The sequence below is a fragment of the Pseudomonas sp. CJQ_9 genome (assembly GCF_043106615.1).
Lineage (GTDB): Bacteria > Pseudomonadota > Gammaproteobacteria > Pseudomonadales > Pseudomonadaceae > Aquipseudomonas > Aquipseudomonas juntendi.
Window position 1 is genome coordinate 23,075 of the sequence record NZ_JBICMS010000013.1, and the last position, 16,302, is coordinate 39,376.

At 63.5% G+C, this 16,302-nt stretch carries 15 protein-coding genes; 6 read left to right on the top strand and 9 right to left on the bottom strand.

What is annotated here, in order from left to right; genetic code table 11:
• Window positions 1-60 precede the first annotated feature (60 nt).
• Both ACF8SD_RS02200 and fdhD read right to left on the bottom strand, forming a co-directional pair.
• Window positions 61-2,406, bottom strand: coding sequence for an FdhF/YdeP family oxidoreductase (locus tag ACF8SD_RS02200; protein WP_392484430.1), 2,346 nt, complete (start codon window positions 2,404-2,406; stop codon window positions 61-63).
• A 5-nt stretch (window positions 2,407-2,411) separates the two neighbouring features.
• Entirely contained in the window at window positions 2,412-3,242 is an 831-nt protein-coding gene (fdhD, locus tag ACF8SD_RS02205) for a formate dehydrogenase accessory sulfurtransferase FdhD (RefSeq protein WP_047150096.1), read from the bottom strand.
• A 177-nt stretch (window positions 3,243-3,419) separates the two neighbouring features.
• Here fdhD and lysM point away from each other — a divergent pair, with 177 nt between their 5' ends.
• Window positions 3,420-3,860 carry a peptidoglycan-binding protein LysM gene (gene lysM / locus ACF8SD_RS02210; RefSeq protein WP_392484431.1) on the top strand — a complete coding sequence of 147 codons (441 nt, stop codon included), beginning with the start codon at window positions 3,420-3,422 and terminating at the stop codon, window positions 3,858-3,860.
• Between the two features lie 130 nt (window positions 3,861-3,990).
• Here lysM and yrfG read toward each other — a convergent pair whose 3' ends face one another.
• Complete coding sequence (gene yrfG, locus ACF8SD_RS02215; RefSeq protein ID WP_173887276.1) at window positions 3,991-4,653, bottom strand: GMP/IMP nucleotidase; 663 nt, start codon at window positions 4,651-4,653, stop codon at window positions 3,991-3,993.
• A 64-nt stretch (window positions 4,654-4,717) separates the two neighbouring features.
• Here yrfG and nudE point away from each other — a divergent pair, with 64 nt between their 5' ends.
• Window positions 4,718-5,284, top strand: coding sequence for an ADP compounds hydrolase NudE (gene nudE, locus ACF8SD_RS02220; protein ID WP_173887278.1), 567 nt, complete (start codon window positions 4,718-4,720; stop codon window positions 5,282-5,284).
• Window positions 5,281-6,099, top strand: a complete 819-nt coding sequence (gene cysQ / locus ACF8SD_RS02225) for a 3'(2'),5'-bisphosphate nucleotidase CysQ (RefSeq protein ID WP_173887279.1) — start codon at window positions 5,281-5,283, stop codon at window positions 6,097-6,099. Before nudE ends, cysQ begins: the two co-directional genes overlap by 4 nt.
• Before the next feature lie 139 nt (window positions 6,100-6,238).
• Here cysQ and ACF8SD_RS02230 read toward each other — a convergent pair whose 3' ends face one another.
• From ACF8SD_RS02230 to rfbC, 4 genes are read right to left on the bottom strand one after another with little or no spacing between them, the layout of a single operon-like run.
• Window positions 6,239-6,694, bottom strand: a complete 456-nt coding sequence (locus ACF8SD_RS02230; protein WP_392484432.1) for a YiiD C-terminal domain-containing protein — start codon at window positions 6,692-6,694, stop codon at window positions 6,239-6,241.
• Window positions 6,694-8,100 carry a sigma-54-dependent transcriptional regulator gene (locus tag ACF8SD_RS02235; RefSeq protein WP_392484433.1) on the bottom strand — a complete coding sequence of 469 codons (1,407 nt, stop codon included), beginning with the start codon at window positions 8,098-8,100 and terminating at the stop codon, window positions 6,694-6,696. Before ACF8SD_RS02235 ends, ACF8SD_RS02230 begins: the two co-directional genes overlap by 1 nt.
• Window positions 8,097-9,911 (bottom strand): ATP-binding protein, encoded by a 1,815-nt coding sequence (locus tag ACF8SD_RS02240; protein ID WP_392484434.1) that lies wholly within the window; start codon window positions 9,909-9,911, stop codon window positions 8,097-8,099. The genes ACF8SD_RS02235 and ACF8SD_RS02240 overlap by 4 nt, the downstream gene beginning before the upstream one ends.
• 42 nt (window positions 9,912-9,953) lie before the next feature.
• Window positions 9,954-10,499, bottom strand: coding sequence for a dTDP-4-dehydrorhamnose 3,5-epimerase (gene rfbC, locus ACF8SD_RS02245; RefSeq protein ID WP_173887285.1), 546 nt, complete (start codon window positions 10,497-10,499; stop codon window positions 9,954-9,956).
• A gap of 277 nt (window positions 10,500-10,776) precedes the next feature.
• On the opposite strand from rfbC, the gene aguA reads away from it, so the two are divergent.
• The 3 genes from aguA to ACF8SD_RS02260 all read left to right on the top strand — a co-directional run bounded on the left by aguA (window position 10,777) and on the right by ACF8SD_RS02260 (window position 14,007).
• A complete protein-coding gene (aguA, locus tag ACF8SD_RS02250) occupies window positions 10,777-11,883 on the top strand; it encodes an agmatine deiminase (RefSeq protein ID WP_173887287.1) in 1,107 nt (368 codons plus the stop codon).
• Between the two features lie 187 nt (window positions 11,884-12,070).
• Window positions 12,071-12,268, top strand: a complete 198-nt coding sequence (locus ACF8SD_RS02255; RefSeq protein WP_249414315.1) for a hypothetical protein — start codon at window positions 12,071-12,073, stop codon at window positions 12,266-12,268.
• A 419-nt stretch (window positions 12,269-12,687) separates the two neighbouring features.
• Window positions 12,688-14,007 carry an OprD family porin gene (locus ACF8SD_RS02260; RefSeq protein ID WP_029885603.1) on the top strand — a complete coding sequence of 440 codons (1,320 nt, stop codon included), beginning with the start codon at window positions 12,688-12,690 and terminating at the stop codon, window positions 14,005-14,007.
• 186 nt (window positions 14,008-14,193) lie between these two features.
• On the opposite strand, the gene ACF8SD_RS02265 is transcribed toward ACF8SD_RS02260, so the two are convergent.
• Window positions 14,194-15,570, bottom strand: coding sequence for an ATP-binding protein (locus ACF8SD_RS02265; protein ID WP_173887288.1), 1,377 nt, complete (start codon window positions 15,568-15,570; stop codon window positions 14,194-14,196).
• A complete protein-coding gene (locus tag ACF8SD_RS02270; RefSeq protein WP_392484435.1) occupies window positions 15,563-16,285 on the bottom strand; it encodes a response regulator in 723 nt (240 codons plus the stop codon). Before ACF8SD_RS02270 ends, ACF8SD_RS02265 begins: the two co-directional genes overlap by 8 nt.
• Window positions 16,286-16,302 lie beyond the last annotated feature (17 nt).

Here is a 16,302-nt window from a genome sequence, read left to right on the forward strand (position 1 = left end):
ACAGGGTTTTGCTCCAGCCTGTGGGAACGGTTTTAGCCGCGAACAAGGCTGGCACCTCTATTACAGGATACGCCCGTCGTCTTGCGCCCGCTCCAGCTTGATGGCGATGAACTTCGAGGTTGGCGTATGGCTGCCATCGCCAATGCTCTCCAGCGGCACCAGCGGGTTCACCTCCGGGTAATACGCCGCCGCCTGCCCGGCCGGAATATCGAACGCCAGCAGGGTAAAGCCGCGCACCCGGCGTACGTGTTCATCCCCCCACAACGACAGGATGTCGACCTTCTGCCCTGGCTGGAAGCCCAGGCGGATGATGTCGGCTTCGTTGGCGAACAGCACTTCACGCTGGCCGCGCACGCCACGGTAGCGGTCGTCCAGGCCGTAGATGGTGGTGTTGTACTGATCGTGCGAGCGCATCGACTGCATGATCAGGTCCGGCACCTGGCCGCTGGCACGCACACGCTCGTCAAGCAGCGTATCGGGCAGCAGGTTGGCCTTGAAGTTGGCGCGGCCGGTGTTGGTCTTCCATGTGCGGCTGGCGGCGTTATTGCCCAGGTAGAAGCCACCTGGGTGCTGCAGGCGTTCATTGAAGCCGCTGAAGCCTGTGATGGTGTCGGCGATCAGGTCGCGGATGCGCGCATAGTCGGCGACCAGCCAGTGCCAGTCCACGGGTTTATTGCCCAGCGTCGCGGCGGCGATGCCAGCAATGACCGCGGGCTCCGAGCGCATCTGCGAAGACAGTGGTTTGAGCTGGCCATTGGATGCGTGCACCATGCTGAACGAGTCTTCGACCGTTACCGCTTGCGGCCCGTCGGCCTGCAGGTCAATGTCGGTACGGCCCAGGCACGGCAAAATCAGCGCTTGCTTGCCATGAACCAGGTGGCTGCGGTTGAGCTTGGTGCTGATGTGCACGGTCAGCTCGCAGTTGCGCAGCGCCTGCGCAGTGCGCTCGGTGTCCGGTGTGGCCTGGGCGAAATTGCCGCCCAGGCCGATGAACACCTTGGCCCGGCCGTCGAGCATGGCGTGAATCGCTTCGACCGTGTTGTGGCCGTTGTGCCGTGGCACGGGGAAGCCGAAGCGCTTTTCCATGGCATCGAGCAGCGCCATGGGTGGGCGCTCGTTGATGCCCATGGTGCGGTCGCCCTGCACGTTGCTGTGGCCACGTACCGGGCACAGGCCTGCGCCTGGTGCGCCGATATTGCCGCGCAGCATCTGCAGGTTGACGATTTCCTGAATGGTCGGCACCGAGTGGCGGTGTTGGGTGATACCCATCGCCCAGCACATGATGACCCGCTTGGCGCGGCAGTACATGCGCGCCGCCAGTTCGATGTCGGCCATGGGCAGGCCGGATTGCGCCTGGATGTGGTCCCATGGCGTGGCATCTACCACGGCCAGGTAATCGTCCACGCCATGGCCGTGCTCGGCGATGAAGGCATGGTCGAACACCGCCGGTTCACCCTTGGCCTGGGCTTCACGCTCCCACTGCAGGGCGAACTTGGCCATGCCACGCAGCAGCGCCATGTCGCCACCCAGCGCCGGGCGGAAGAATGCCGTGTTGGTTGGGCGGTCGCTGTTGGTCAGCATTTCCAGCGGGTTCTGCGGGTGCTGGAAGCGCTCCAGGCCCCGCTCCTTGAGCGGGTTGATGCAAACTACCTGAGCGCCACGTTTCACCGCGTCGCGCAGCGGGTCGAGCATGCGCGGGTGGTTGGTGCCGGGGTTCTGGCCCCAGACAAAAATCGCGTCGGCATGTTCGAAGTCGTCAAACGTGACCGTGCCTTTACCCACCCCGATGCTTTGCCCCAACGCCACGCCGCTGGCCTCGTGGCACATGTTCGAGCAGTCGGGAAAGTTGTTGGTACCGAAGGCGCGCACGAACAGCTGGTACAGATAGGCTGCTTCGTTGCTGGCCCGCCCCGAGGTATAGAACTCGGCCTGGTCAGGGGTGGCCAACTTGTTCAGCTCGCGGGCAACCAGGGCAAAAGCGGCGTTCCAGCTGATCGGCTGATAGCGGTCGCTGGTCGCGTCGTAGACCATCGGCTCGGTCAGGCGGCCCTGGTACTCCAGCCAGTAGTCGCTTTGCTGCAGCAGGGCGGTGACGCTGTAACGGGCGAAGAAAGCAGCATCGACACGCCGCTTGGTGGCCTCCCAGTTCACGGCCTTGGCGCCGTTCTCGCAGAACTTGACCATGCCGCTTTCTGGCGAATCGCCCCAGGCGCAGCCTGGGCAGTCGAAACCGCCGTTCTGGTTGGTCTTGAGCAGGGCGCGAAGGTTCTTCAGCGCGTTATCGCTGCCAACCCAGGCCTTGGCCACGCTGCGCAGCGCGCCCCAGCCACCGGCAGGGCCGTGGTAGGGCTTGTAGCGAGGGGTTGAGGCTGGGGCATTGTCCGGTAGGTGTTGGTACGAGGTCACGACTGTTACGACTCCGCCGCGGGGCTATAGACCCGCGGTGCGCTGTGCTTGGGTAGATGAATGAGGTTGAGGTTGTGCTTGCGCGCCCATTGCAGGGCAAGCCCGGTGGGGGCGGACAGGCTGACCAAGGTCTGGATGCCGGCGCGCAGCACCTTCTGTATCAATTCCAGGCTGCAGCGGCTGGTGACGATCGCAAGGCCGCCCTGGCTGTCGATGCCCTGGCGCAGCAGCGCGCCGATCAGCTTGTCGAGGGCGTTGTGCCGGCCAATGTCTTCACGGCCCAGCAGCAGTTCGCCGTGGCGGTCCATGAACAGCGCGGCATGCACCGCCCCGCAGTGCTGGCCCAGCGGCTGAAACGCATCGATGCGCTCGCGCAGGCCCACCAGCCATGCTGCCGGTGGCAGCGGCGCACCGGGCAGCACGGCCAGTTCGGGCAACGCCTGCTCCAGCGCCTCGACCCCGCACAGGCCGCAGCCGCTGGTGCCGGCCAGCTGCCGGCGCTGGTTTTTCAGGTTCCAGAAGGCTCGGCTGGATATTTCCAGGTCTGCATACAGGGCCGAGCCACTGCCCGAGAGCTTCAGGTCGTAGATTTCCGAGGTGCCTTCGACGATGCCGCTGCCCACGCTGAAACCGACGGCGAAATCTTCCAGGTCGGTCGGGCTGACCAGCATCACTGCCTGGTTGAGGCCGTTGTAGACGATGGCCAACGCAACCTCTTCGGCCAGCGGCGTGCTGTCACCTTTACCGTCGCTGAGCTGGACGTATGCGTAGGTGTTGCTGGCGGCCGGCAGGGACAAGGGCGATGAGGCCGTGCAGACCGGAGGTTTGCTGTTCATCGGGGCGGGCTGTTCATTCGGCGGCTGGGTATAGCACAAGCCTAGGCGCGTGGGCCTGTGGCGTCTAATCGCTAAGGTCTATGCCTTGATAGAGCGCGTCGATTGGTCGCAGGCGGCAGGTAGGGAAATCCTGGCCTAGACTTTCGTCTCCGAGGTTTATGTCACAAGGAGAACGCAATGAGCCTGATCAGTTTCGTGAAAGAAGCCGGCGAGAAGTTGATCGACCTGCTGACCCCAGGCAATGCCAACGCTGAGGAGCAGCTCAAGGAACACGTTGCCAAGGTTGGCCTGGGCAACCCGAATATCAGCGCTACTGTAGAAGGTGACAAGATCATTCTCAAGGGCGAGGTGGCCAGCCAGGAAGAGAAGGAGAAGATCATTCTGGCGGCAGGCAATATCAATGGTGTGGCCAGCGTAGACGATCAGATCACTGTGACTGGGCCGGTGGTGATGGCGGCCCGGTTCGTCACGGTGAAGAAGGGTGACACGCTGTCGGCCATTTCCTTGGCGGTGTACGGCAATGCCAACCAGTACAACAAGATATTCGAGGCCAACAAGCCGATGCTTTCGCACCCGGACAAGATCTACCCTGGGCAGGCGCTGCGTATTCCTGAGTGATTTTTGCAGGCTTTATCGGCTCTATCGCCGGCAAGCCGGCTCCCACGAGGTTGCTGCAAGGCCAGAGGCCGGTGGTCACCTGTGGGAGCGGGCGTGCCCGCGAACACCGGCGTAGCCGGTGCCAGGGCCCTTACAAGCCAATCAACAGCTGCCGGTAATCCTCGACCGCAGCAAACTCTTCGGTATCGCGTGGCTGCGCCTGGCTATCCGGCTGGCGCACAGCCAGCAGGTGCGCCACACCAAAGTGCCGTGCGCTGCGCAGTATCGCCAGGGTGTCATCGATGAACAGGCTACGCCCCGGCTCAAAACCGATGTCCGCCTGCAAGGCGTCCCAGAACTGTGGGCTTTCCTTCGGGTAACCATAGTCATGCGAGCTGATCAGCCGCTCGAAGTAGGGTGCCAGCTCCACCCGTTCGAGCTTCAGCGACAGCGAATCACGGTGGGCATTGGTGATCATCACCACGCGCTTGCCTGCACCGCGAATCGCCGCCAGGAACGTGTCGGCATCCGGGCGCAACGCGATCAGGTCGGCAATTTCCCGCTTCAGCTCCCGGATCGGCAGGCGCAGCTCCCGGCTCCAGAAGTCTAGGCAGTACCAGTTCAGCGTGCCGGCATTGCGCTCGAACAGCGGTTGCAGTTCCATTTCTGCCATGGCCCGGCTCACCCCATGCAGTTCTGCATAGCGCTGGGGCAGGTGGTCCAGCCAGAAGCGGTTGTCGTAATGCAGGTCGAGCAGGGTACCGTCCATATCCAGCAGGACGGTATCGATGGCAGACCAGGGAAGAACAGGCATGGGAAACTCTCGATCAGTCGGCAAGCCACGGTATAGTAACCCGTTCACGCCAAGGAGCCGCCCCATGCGCCAGAAACCCACCGTCCTCAGCCGCGAAATCGTCGCCAGCAGCCGCCTGTTCCGCGTAGAGGCTGTGCAATTGCGCTTCAGCAATGGTGCCGAGCGCACCTATGAGCGCTTGGTCGGCCGGGGTAACGGCTATGGCGCGGTGATGATCGTGGCCATGCTCGACGCCGAGCACGCCGTGCTGGTGGAAGAGTATTGCGGTGGCACCGATGAGTACGAGCTGTCGCTGCCCAAGGGCCTGATCGAGCCCGGCGAAGATGTGCTGGCAGCCGCCAACCGCGAGCTCAAGGAAGAGGCCGGGCTTGGCGCGCACTTGCTCGAGCACCTGACCGAGCTGTCGCTTTCGCCGGGCTACATGAGCCAGAAAATCCAGGTGGTGCTGGCCACCGACCTGTACGAAGAGCGCCTGGAAGGCGATGAGCCGGAGCCGATGCGGGTCGACAAGGTCAACCTGCGCGAGCTGTCGGCCTTGGCCATGCATCCGCAGTTCACCGAAGGCCGCGCCCTGGCGGCGCTGTACCTGGCGCGCGACCTGCTGATCCAGCGGGGGCTGCTGGCGCTATGAACGACGAGCAGCTGATGGTTGAAGTGGTCAAGTTGGCCTTGACTGCGGGCGAGGCGATCCTGCCGTTCTGGCGTGCGGATGTGGCAGTGACCAACAAGGCCGATGATTCGCCGGTGACTGCCGCAGACCTGGCAGCACACCGGGTGATTGCCGATGGCCTGCTGGCGCTGGCGCCGCAGATTCCGGTGTTGTCCGAAGAGGACTGCAACATTGCGCTGGCCGAGCGCCAGGGCTGGAGCCGCTGGTGGCTGGTGGACCCGCTGGATGGCACCAAGGAATTCATTGCCGGCAGCGAGGAGTTCACAGTCAATATCGCCTTGATCGAAAACGGCGAGGTGGTGTTTGGCGTGGTATCGATGCCCACCAATGGCCGCTGCTACTTTGGGGGCCGCGAATTGGGGGCCTGGCGGGCAGAAGCGGGTGAGGCGGCCCGGCCGATCCAGGTGCGCAACGCCCCGCCGGCGGGTGAGCGGTTTACCGTAGTTGCCAGCCGCCGGCACTCCAGCCCCGAACAGGAAGCATTGTTGGCGGGCCTGGGTGCGGCAGTGGGTGAACTGGAGTTGGCCAACATCGGTAGCTCGTTGAAGTTCTGCCTTTTGGCCGAGGGCAGCGCCGATTGTTATCCACGCCTGGCGCCGACTTCGCAGTGGGATACGGCGGCGGCCCAGGGTGTGGTGGAAGGGGCGGGTGGTGAAGTGATCGGGCTGGACGGTTTGCCGTTCCGTTACCCGGCGCGCGAGTCTTTGCTCAACCCGTATTTCCTGGCGTTGCCGGCCAAGGCAGCGTGGCGCCAGGCCTTTCTTGAGCTGATCTAGCGGGCCTGGCCGGCCTTGTGTTGCGATGGGCTGCAACGCAGCCCCCAAGGTTTGGGGATGGTGCATAAATTGCCGGGGCTGCTTTGCAGCCCATCGCGACACAAGGCCGCTCCTACAGGGGGCGCGACAGCCTTCGTTCTCAGCGGTGCAGCACGTACTGGCCGCTGAAGGTGACGGCCGGCTCATCACTCCCGGCATTGCTTACCGTGGTTTCCAGCGTCAAGCGCGCCCGCCCACGACGCTGGTACAGGGTGAGGAAGCGTTCCCAGGCTTTCCCTTCCGGCGCCGGGCAACGGGCTATTGCCGCCCCGGTAACCGGCAGCGGGTAGCTGATTTGCCCTTCCTGGATGACGATATGCCCGTCATCTATCCCCAGTTCGCGCAGCCGCAGGTGCAACCAGCCCCAGCCCACAAGCACTGCTGCACAGTACAGGCTGCCGCCGAACATGGTGCTCTTGTGGTTGACGTTGGCCGCCAGCGGCAATTGCAGGCGTAGGGTGTGGTGTTGCCAATCAATGACCTCCAGGCCCATTTCGCGGGTCAGCGGGATGTCGCCATGCAGTACGGACTGCAGGTACTGGCTATCGGTGCTCATCAACGGTTGTCCTCATGGTCGTCGTGCCCGCCACTACCGCCCTCGAAGCTCAAGCCATGCTTGCGCAGCTTGTCGTGCAAGGTTTTGCGCGGGATGCCCAGCGCCTCTGCCAGGCTGCGCATGGAGCTGTGGGGCTGGGCCAGCTCGGCGGCGATCAGCGAACGCTCGAACTGCTCGACCTGTTCGCTCAGGTTGCCACTCAACACCGAAGGCGCCGCAGCCGCAGTCGCTGGCAGCTGACCATCCAGCGCCAGCTCAAGGCCAAGGGCGAAACGCTCGGCGGCGTTCTGCAATTCACGCACGTTACCTGGCCAGGTGTGGCGCAGCAGCATCGCCCGCTGCGCCGGCAGCAAGGCGTGTGGCGCCAGGCTGTGGCGCTGGCTGGCGGCGTCGGCAAAATGCTGGAACAGCACCAGGATGTCGTCGCCGCGGTCCCGCAGCGGCGGAATACGCAGTGGCGCTACGTTTAGCCGGTAGTACAGGTCGGCCCGGAAGCGGCCTTGGTCGGCGGCCTGGCGCAGGTCTTCCTTGGTGGCGGCGATAATGCGGATATCCAGCGGGATCAACTGGTTGCCGCCCAGGCGCTCCACCACCCGCTCCTGCAACATGCGCAGCAGCTTGACCTGCACGTCCAGGCTCATACTCTCGATTTCGTCGAGGAACAGCGTACCGCCGTTGGCGAACTCGAATTTGCCGATGCGCCGTTTTTGCGCCCCGGTGAACGCTCCGGGTTCATGGCCGAACAGTTCGCTTTCGACCACCGACTCGGCCAGTGCCCCGGCGTTGATCGCCACGAACGGCCCATCACGGCGGCTGGAAAGGTCATGCAGCGCACGGGCGACCACCTCCTTGCCGGCACCGGTTTCACCCAGGATCAGCACATCGGCGCGGGTTCCGGCCAAGGCGCCGATCTGCTCGCGCAGGCGCTGCATGGCCGGCGAATGGCCGACCAGGCGCGTGGCCAGTTGCTGGCGGTCGCTCAGCGCCAGGCGCAGGCTGCGGTTGTCCAGCACCAGGCGGCGCAGGGCCAAGGCACGGCGTACGCTGTCGAGCAGGGCGTCGCTGGCGAAAGGCTTTTCCAGAAAGTCATAGGCACCGGCGCGCATTGCCTGTACCGCCAGGGGCACATCCCCATGGCCGGTAATCAACAGCACGGGCAGTTCGCTGTCGCGGCCGTGCAGTTGCTCCAGCAACTGCAGGCCATCGATGCCGGGCATGCGGATGTCGCTGACCACCACGCCGGGCCAGTCGGTCTCGATACGCTCAGCCAGACCTTGGGCATCGCCCAGCGCGACCACTTTCAGCCCGGCCAGGTCCAAGGTCTGGCTCAGGGCCTGGCGCAGGTGCGGGTCATCGTCGACCAGGATGACCTGGGCTTGGCTGTCGATCTGTGTCTCGGGGGTCATGCCGAGGGGTCCTCCGAATTGGGCAAGGTCGCGCCAGGCGCAGCCTTGCGTAGCTGCAGGGTCAGCAGAGCACCACCTTCCGGGTGGTTGGCCAGCAGCAGTTCACCCCCCAGGGCGCGCATCAGGCTTTCGCAGATGGCCAACCCCAGGCCCAGGCCCTGGGTGCGGGTCTTGGTGGTGAAGAACGGCTCCTTGGCATGCTCCAGGGCCTGGCGGCTGAAGCCGGGGCCATTGTCGCGGATGTACAGGTAGACGCAGTCATCACGCTGTTCGGCACTTAGCCACAGGCGGCGCGGGTTGGCTTTTTCGGTCAGGGCATCCAGGGCATTGGCCAACAGGTTGCCCAGCACCTGGCGCAGGCGGGTTTCACCGGCCTGTACCCACAAGGTGGCTTCCGGCAGGTCGCGAATCAGCTCCACGGCCATTGCCCGGCGGCGCTTGGCCAGCAGCGCCAGGGCATCGTCCAGGGCTGGCTGCAGGGCGACGCTTTCCGGCGCATGCCGATCACGGCGGGCGAAGGCCCGCAAGTGGGCGATGATCGACGCCATACGCCCGGTGAGCTCGCCAATCAGCTTGAGGTTGCCGCGGGCGTCCTCGGTGCGTTGGTGGTCGAGCAGGATCTCGGCGTTTTCCGCGTAGCTGCGAATGGCCGCCAGCGGTTGGTTGAGTTCGTGGCTGATACTGGCCGACATGGTGCCAAGCACCGAGAGCTTGCCGGCCTGCACCAGCTCGTCCTGGGCGCGCACCGCCTCTTGCTGGGCGTTTTCGCGCTCCAGTACGGCGCGCTTGAGGCGGGTATTGAGGCCCTCGAGGTCGGCGGTGCGTTCGGCTACGCGCTTTTCCAGCTCCTGACGGGCGCGGGCTTCGAAGTCGATGCGGTCAATGTAGTGGCGGCGCCGTTGCATCACCAGCCCGGCCAGCAGCATTGCCACCAGCAGGGTGCCGGCGCCAATGGCCATCACCGTTTGCACCGAACGGTCTACCAGCATGCGCGGGGCAAGGATGCTGACCTGCCAGCCGGTTTCCTTGATGTCGCGGGTCTGGGTGATCCAGGCATCCGGGCCGAGCACCAGCGGTTGCGGAGCCTGGGTGGGGTAGGGCTGGATGGCGATGATGGCCTGACGCTCGGCATCGCTCAGTGCGCGGGTGGCACGGAAGCGCCAATCGGGCCGCGAAGTGAGGATGACCACGCCATTGTGATCGGTCAGCAACAGCTGCTCTGGTGTGCGGCCCCACAGGGTTTCGGTGTGGTCGAGGTCGACCTTGACCACCAGCACGCCCACGATGCGCTCGCGATCACGTACGGCGGCGGCGAAGAAGTAGCCGCGTTTGGCCGACGTTGTGCCCTGGCCGAAGAAGCGGCCCAGGTGGCCCGCCATGGCTTCGTTGAAGTACGGTCGGAAGGCGAAGTTGCGGCCCACGAAGCTGTCGTGCTTGTCCCAGTTGGACGCTGCCAGGGTGTTGCCGCTGACATCCATCAGGTACATCACCTCGGCGCCGGTCTGCTGCACGATGCCCTTGAGCAGGCGGTTGGCGTTGGTCACCGCCTCCAGGCGGAATGGGTCGGCCAGTACGCTGCGCAGTGCCGGCAGGTCGCCGAGGATCTGCGGCAAGGTTTCATAGCGGTGCAGGGTGCCGAGCAGGTTGGCTACGTACAGGTCCAGGGTCTGGCGGTTCTGCGAGGCCAGTTCCTGCTGGTAGTAACGTTCGGCCAGGTGGTGCAGGGGCCACAGTAACGGCGCCAGGCACAGGGCCAGCAAGGCCAGGCTGCGCCAGCGGGGACGGCGTGGGGGCGTGGGTTTAGCAATCATCACGTAAATGCGCCAGAAAGGTCTGGCGCAATTATGCGCTAGTTACGGCAGCAGTTCCGCCTCTGCCCATGCCAGGCCAAGCTTGTCCTTGTCTGATAGCAGCGGTAGTTGCTGCAGCCCCCAGTCGATGGCCAGGTGCGGATCGTCCCAGCGGATGCAGCGATCGGCGCCGGGGTTGTAGTAATCGGTGGTCTTGTACAGGAACTCGGCCGACTCGCTCAGCACCGCAAAGCCATGGGCGAAGCCTGCCGGTATCCATAACTGGCGGTAGTTGGCTGCCGACAGATTCACCGCGACCCACTGGCCGAAGGTTGGCGAGCTTTTGCGCACATCCACGGCGACATCGCGGATTTCGCCCTGAACCACGCGCACCAGCTTGCCTTGGGTATTCTCAACCTGAAAATGCAGCCCGCGGAGCACGCCCTTGACCGAGCGCGAGTGGTTATCCTGGACGAATTCGACATTCACCCCGGTCTGCCTTGCGAACTCGCGGGCGTTGAACGCTTCGAAGAAAAAGCCACGGCTGTCACCGTAAACCGTGGGCTCGATGATCAGTACATCGGGGATTGCAGTCGGGATGATGTTCATGGCGGTTCGCTTGCCGTTCGTTAACTATTGACCCTAGTCGCCCTTGCTGGAAATTTCCGCATTCAGCAGTGACAGGATGCGTACGATATGGCCAGGGTAGGCGGTCAAGCGATGGATGCTAACGGGTTAACCCGCATTAAATTCGATTTCTATCGATATTGAGATAACAGCTTGTCTGAAAATCCGGCGTATCAGGCTTTGAATATCGATATGTATCGGTTATAAATAGATCAACGTCTTACCGCAATCCGGCCCAGGGCCATCACAGAGGTCAACCATGAAAACCCTCAACTCCACGCCACGTGCCGATGGTTTCCACATGCCCGCCGAGTGGGCTCCGCAAACCCAGGTATGGATGGTTTGGCCGGAGCGTTCGGACAACTGGCGCCTGGGTGGCAAACCGGCGCAAGCAGCGCATGTAGCCTTGGCCAAGGCCATTGCCCGTTTTGAGCCGGTTACCGTTGCGGTTTCCGCAGGGCAGTACGAGAACGCGCGTCGCCAGCTCGACCAGCCGAACATTCGGGTGGTCGAAATCAGCAACGACGACGCCTGGGTGCGTGACACCGGCCCGACCTTCGTCATCAACGACCAAGGCGAAGTGCGCGGTGTGGACTGGGGCTTCAACGCCTGGGGCGGCTTCGATGGTGGCCTGTATGCGCCATGGAACCGCGACGAGGAGCTGGCGGCCAAGGTGCTGGAAATGGAGCGCTGCCAGCGCTACCACACCGAAGGCTTCGTGCTCGAGGGCGGCTCGATCCACGTGGACGGTGAAGGCACGCTGATCACCACCGAGGAATGCCTGCTCAACCGCAACCGCAACCCGCACCTGACCCGCGAGCAAATCGAAGCGGTGCTGCGCGACCACCTGGCGGTGGATACCGTGGTGTGGTTGCCCGATGGCCTGTACAACGATGAAACCGACGGCCACGTCGACAACTTCTGCTGTTACGTGCGCCCGGGCGAAGTGTTACTGGCCTGGACCGATGATTCCAACGACCCCAATTACGCCCGTTGCCATGCCGCCATGGAAGTGTTGCAGAACACCCGTGACGCCAAGGGCCGAGCATTCATCGTGCACAAAATGCCCATTCCAGGCCCGCTGTACGCCACGGCTGAAGAATGTGCCGGTGTCGACCACGTGGCCGGCAGCCAGGAGCGTGACCCTTCGGTGCGCCTGGCCGGTTCCTACGTGAACTTCCTGATCGTCAACGGCGGCATCATTGCGCCAAGCTTCGATGACCCGGCAGATGCCGAAGCCAGAGCGATCCTTGCGCGGATATTCCCCGACCACGAAGTGGTGATGATTCCTGGGCGCGAGCTGCTGTTGGGCGGTGGCAACATCCACTGCCTGACCCAGCAGCAGCCGGCACCCGTCACGCGCTGATTGCCAGCCCGGTGACAAAGAGGCTCGTCTGCTGACGGGCCTTTTTTTCGGGCGACGCCCAGCTGCTTGTTTTTGGCATAGGTTTTGTATTGTTTTTCAAGGAGATAGCTTGGCTCTGCCAGGTTATCCGAGCTGTAACAATACCTACGTAGATTAGCCGCTCACGGGTTAGGGAGTACGTGTAGACATGAACGCAGCAAGTGAGTCGGCTTTGCGCCCATCGGCAGTTGGTCACCCATCGCTCAAGCGGGTCGCGGCGTGGTTGAAACACCATGGAAGCATCAGGGTCAGGACGACCGACCCACGACGTCTGCTTGCCGGACGCTACCCGCAAGGTTTGATCAGCGACGCTGAAATGCAAGCGCTGATGGCGGTGTGGCACTAATCGATTACAGCTGTGCCGACCTCTTGGCGGCGATAGCCGCGAAGAGGCTGGCACCTGCCACGCGCCCCTCCCCACACGCACCCGGTAAATTGTCGGGGCAGTCAAGATGCCGTTTCTGACAAAAAGATAAAATCCCCGCCTATAGCGCCGACATGCATTGAAATGCCTCGTATCACGGGATGATCTTGGTTATATCAACCTGCATTTCACGACTTTTTGACATTTGTAATCGCACGCGGCTAGGATTCGGCCCAACGCCTGCTGGCCACCTCCGTTGGCCATGCTGCTGCCAGAGGCCGCCCGTGCAGTTACCGGCCGGCCTTCAAGTCTGGATCCGCATAGCGTCGAACCTACGTAGGGGCGTTGGTTCCTGGCGTTGTATTGCAGAGCGTTTTTGATTAAGCGATAAGGAAAACAACATGTTGAAAACCAGGATCAGCCTGGTCGCCCTGGCGATGATCGCCGCGACCCAGGCACAGGCCAATGATCAGGCCGAGAGCAAGGGCTTCATCGAGGACAGCCACGCCAACGTCCTTCTGCGCAACGCTTACATCAACCGTGACAAGAAGCACGGCACCGACGACCAGATCGAATGGGGCCAAGCAGTCATCGGCAACTTCTCCTCCGGTTTCACCCAAGGCACTGTCGGTGTCGGCGTCGACGCATTCGGCCTGTATGCCCTGCGCCTCGATGGCGGCAAAGGCCATAACGGTGGCGCGGGTGTCGACTTCTTCAAGCCGCACGAAACCACCAACGCCGACGGCAACGCCAGCTCGCCGCACAACCTGGCGCGTGGTGGCGCAGCCGTGAAGTTCCGCATTTCCAATACCGTGCTCAAGTACGGTGACCAGATGCCAGCACTGCCAGTGCTGCAGTACGACGACGCACGTCTGCTGCCAGAAAGCTTCACCGGCACCCTGATCACCTCCAAGGAAATCAAGGGCCTGGAGCTGAACGCCGGCCGCTTCACCCAGGAAGCGCGCAAAAGCGCCGAGCGTCGTGATGGTGGTGGCCTGAAGTCGATCAACGTGCTGGGTGGTAGCTACAAGTTCAGCGACAACTTCACCGGCTCGCTGTACACCGCAGACAACGAAGACGTAATGCGCAAGCACTACCTGGGCTTGAACTACGTCTTCCCGATTGCCAGCGACCAGTCCCTGACCCTGGACTTCAACGGCTACAAGTCGGACATCAACAACAAGTACGTCAAGGCCGCCGGCCTGAACGGCGACTCCAACACCATTTGGAGCCTGGCGGCCACCTACGCGTATGGTGCGCACTCGTTCACCCTCGCCCACCAGCGCAGCACTGGCAGCACCGGCTACAACTACGGCTGGTACCAGAACCAGGGCGGCGTGGGTGACGGTGGTTCGACCATCTACCTGGCCAACTCGTACTGGTCCGACTTCAACGCCGAGGACGAGCGTTCCTGGCAGCTGGGCTACGGCCTGGACTTCGGTGCCTACGGCATCCCTGGCCTGACCTACAAGCTGGCCTACGTAGTGGGTGACAACATCAACACCCGCAACAACGCCAACCCGCAGGGCTTCGGCGAAGGCAAGGAACGCGAAATCTTCAACCAGGTCCGTTACGTGGTGCAGGACGGCCCGGCCAAAGACCTGTCCATCAAGCTGCGTAGCTCGTTCGTGCGTACCAACAACGCCGTACAGCAGAACGGCTACAACGACGATGGCAACGAAGTACGCGTATTCGTCGAGTACCCGATCAGCATCTTCTGATGGTGAGCTGAGTGTTCTGGGGCTGCTTTGCAGCCCATCGCGACGCAAGGCCGCTCCTACAGGAATGCCCCGAACCGGGCACCTTGTGGGAACGGCCTTGTGTCGCGAAAGGGCCGCACCGCGGCCCCGGCGATCTGCGCCACACCCCCAAAAATCGAGCTGCCACGCCGCCCCTAGCGACACGGCTCACCCCGGTAGCAACACGCTAACCCGCAATCCACCCCCTTCGCGGTTCATCAGCAGCAGCTCACCGCCATGGCTGCCAGCGATGCGTTGCGCAATGCTCAACCCCAACCCGTATCCCCCGGAGGACTGGTTGCGCGACCCTTCGCCGCGTACGAACGGGTCGGTAATGGTCGCCAGCAGCCCCGGCGCAATCCCCGGGCCACGGTCGTCGATATGGATCAGCACCCCGCTGTTCGCCCGTTCCAGCGTGACTGAAACCTCCTTGGCATAACGCAGTGCATTGACCAGCAGGTTCTGCAGGCAACGCTGCAGCAGCAACGCATCCACACGCACGCCGCCTGCCTGGCCATGCACCGGCAATGGCTCTTTGTCGGTCGCCAGGTCGGCGCACAGCCGTGCTACCAGTCGGTCCAGGTCCACCTGCTGCAAGTTCTGCTGCTCCCCGGCTCGCAGGTAGTCGAGCACCTGGCCGATCATGTCGTCCATCTGCCTGATGTTCTGCCGCAGACGCTGGTGGTGTTCATCGTCCGGCAAGCGTTCCAGGCGCAGGCGCATGCGGGTCAAGGGGGTGCGCAGGTCATGTGACACAGCGGCGAGGAAGTAGGCCTTGTCGTTGACCATGGCAATCAGGCGCTGCTGCATGGCGTTGAACGCCTGGGCAGCCTGGCGTACTTCCTGCGGGCCATCCAGCCCCAGTGGCGGCTGCTCAAGATTGGTGCCCAGGCCGCGGGCAGCATCGGCCAGGCGCTGCAACGGGCGCAGGCACAGGCGCACGGCGATCAGGCAGACCAGCAGCACCGCGACAATGCGCAGTGCATACACCCGCAACAGGTAATCGCTTATCAGTACCCAGGCCGATTCGCCGCTCCAGCCCTGCAGCTCCTGGCCCTCGATGATAAGCCAGTGGCCATCGGCCAATGGCACCGCAAACTGCATATGGGCCTGGGCGGTACGCAAACCGAACAGGCTGCGCCAGACTATCGGTTGGCCCGACGCGTCGGTCAGTTGCACATTCATCAGGCGTACCGCCTGAGCATGCCCCAGCTCGTACTTGAGGGCTTGGCGCAGCAGCAATTCGACCCGCCGGCGCTCCCGGCGCTGGTCATGCGTTTGTTCGGGCAGGTGCTCGGCACAGCGCAACTGGTAATGAGCCGGCACTGGCAGCGCGGCATCGTGGCAGTCGGCGCGGGAGATCAGGGGCGCACTGCGCGCGGCGATCAGCCGCACGGGGGCTTCGAACACCTGGGCGAAGCGCACATCGAACCAGATGCTGCTCGACATCAGCTGCACCACCAGCGTGCCGCTGACCATGATCAGCAATAGCTGGCCGAACAGGGTGCGCGGCCACAGCCGGCGAAGCCAGCGCACCTCAGGCATCGGCCTGGTGCTGGCCGATGGTCAGCAAGTAGCCTTCGTTGCGGATGGTGAGGATTTGCGCGGCCCCGTCCGGTGCGCGCCGCAGGTGCTGGCGCAGGCGGCTCACGCACATGTCCACCGAGCGGTCATCAGGCAGGTGGTCGCGGCCGAATGCGCTGCGCGTCAGTTGGTCGCGGGAAACCACGCGGTTGTTGGCCTCCAGCAGCTCGCGCAGCACCCGGTAGTCGGAGCGTGGCAGGGGCAGGGTCTGGCCATCGGGGCGCGTGAGCAGGCGCTTGACGTGCTCCAGGCGGAAGCCGGCGAACAGTTGTGCATCGCCCCCTGCAGTGTCTTGCGCCTGGGTTTCCAGGCGTTGCGGGCGGCGCAGCACCGCCTTGATCCGGGCAATCAGCTCGCGTGGCTCGAACGGCTTGGCCAGGTAATCGTCGGCACCCACTTCCAGGCCGATGATGCGGTCCAGCGTGCTGCCTTTGGCCGACAACATGATCACCGCCAGCCCGGGCGTGGCCTGCAATTGGCGACAAAGGCTGAGTCCGTCTTCACCGGGCAGCATCAAGTCGAGTACCACCAGATCCACGGTGTGCCTGGCCATTTGCGCGCGCATCTGCTCGCCGTCGGCCGCCTCCAGCACGTTGTAACCGGCGTCGGCCAGGTAATCACAAAGAAGTTCGCGGATCTCGTCGTCATCGTCGACGACCAGCAGGGTCGTGCTCATGCGGAAAACACCTGTCG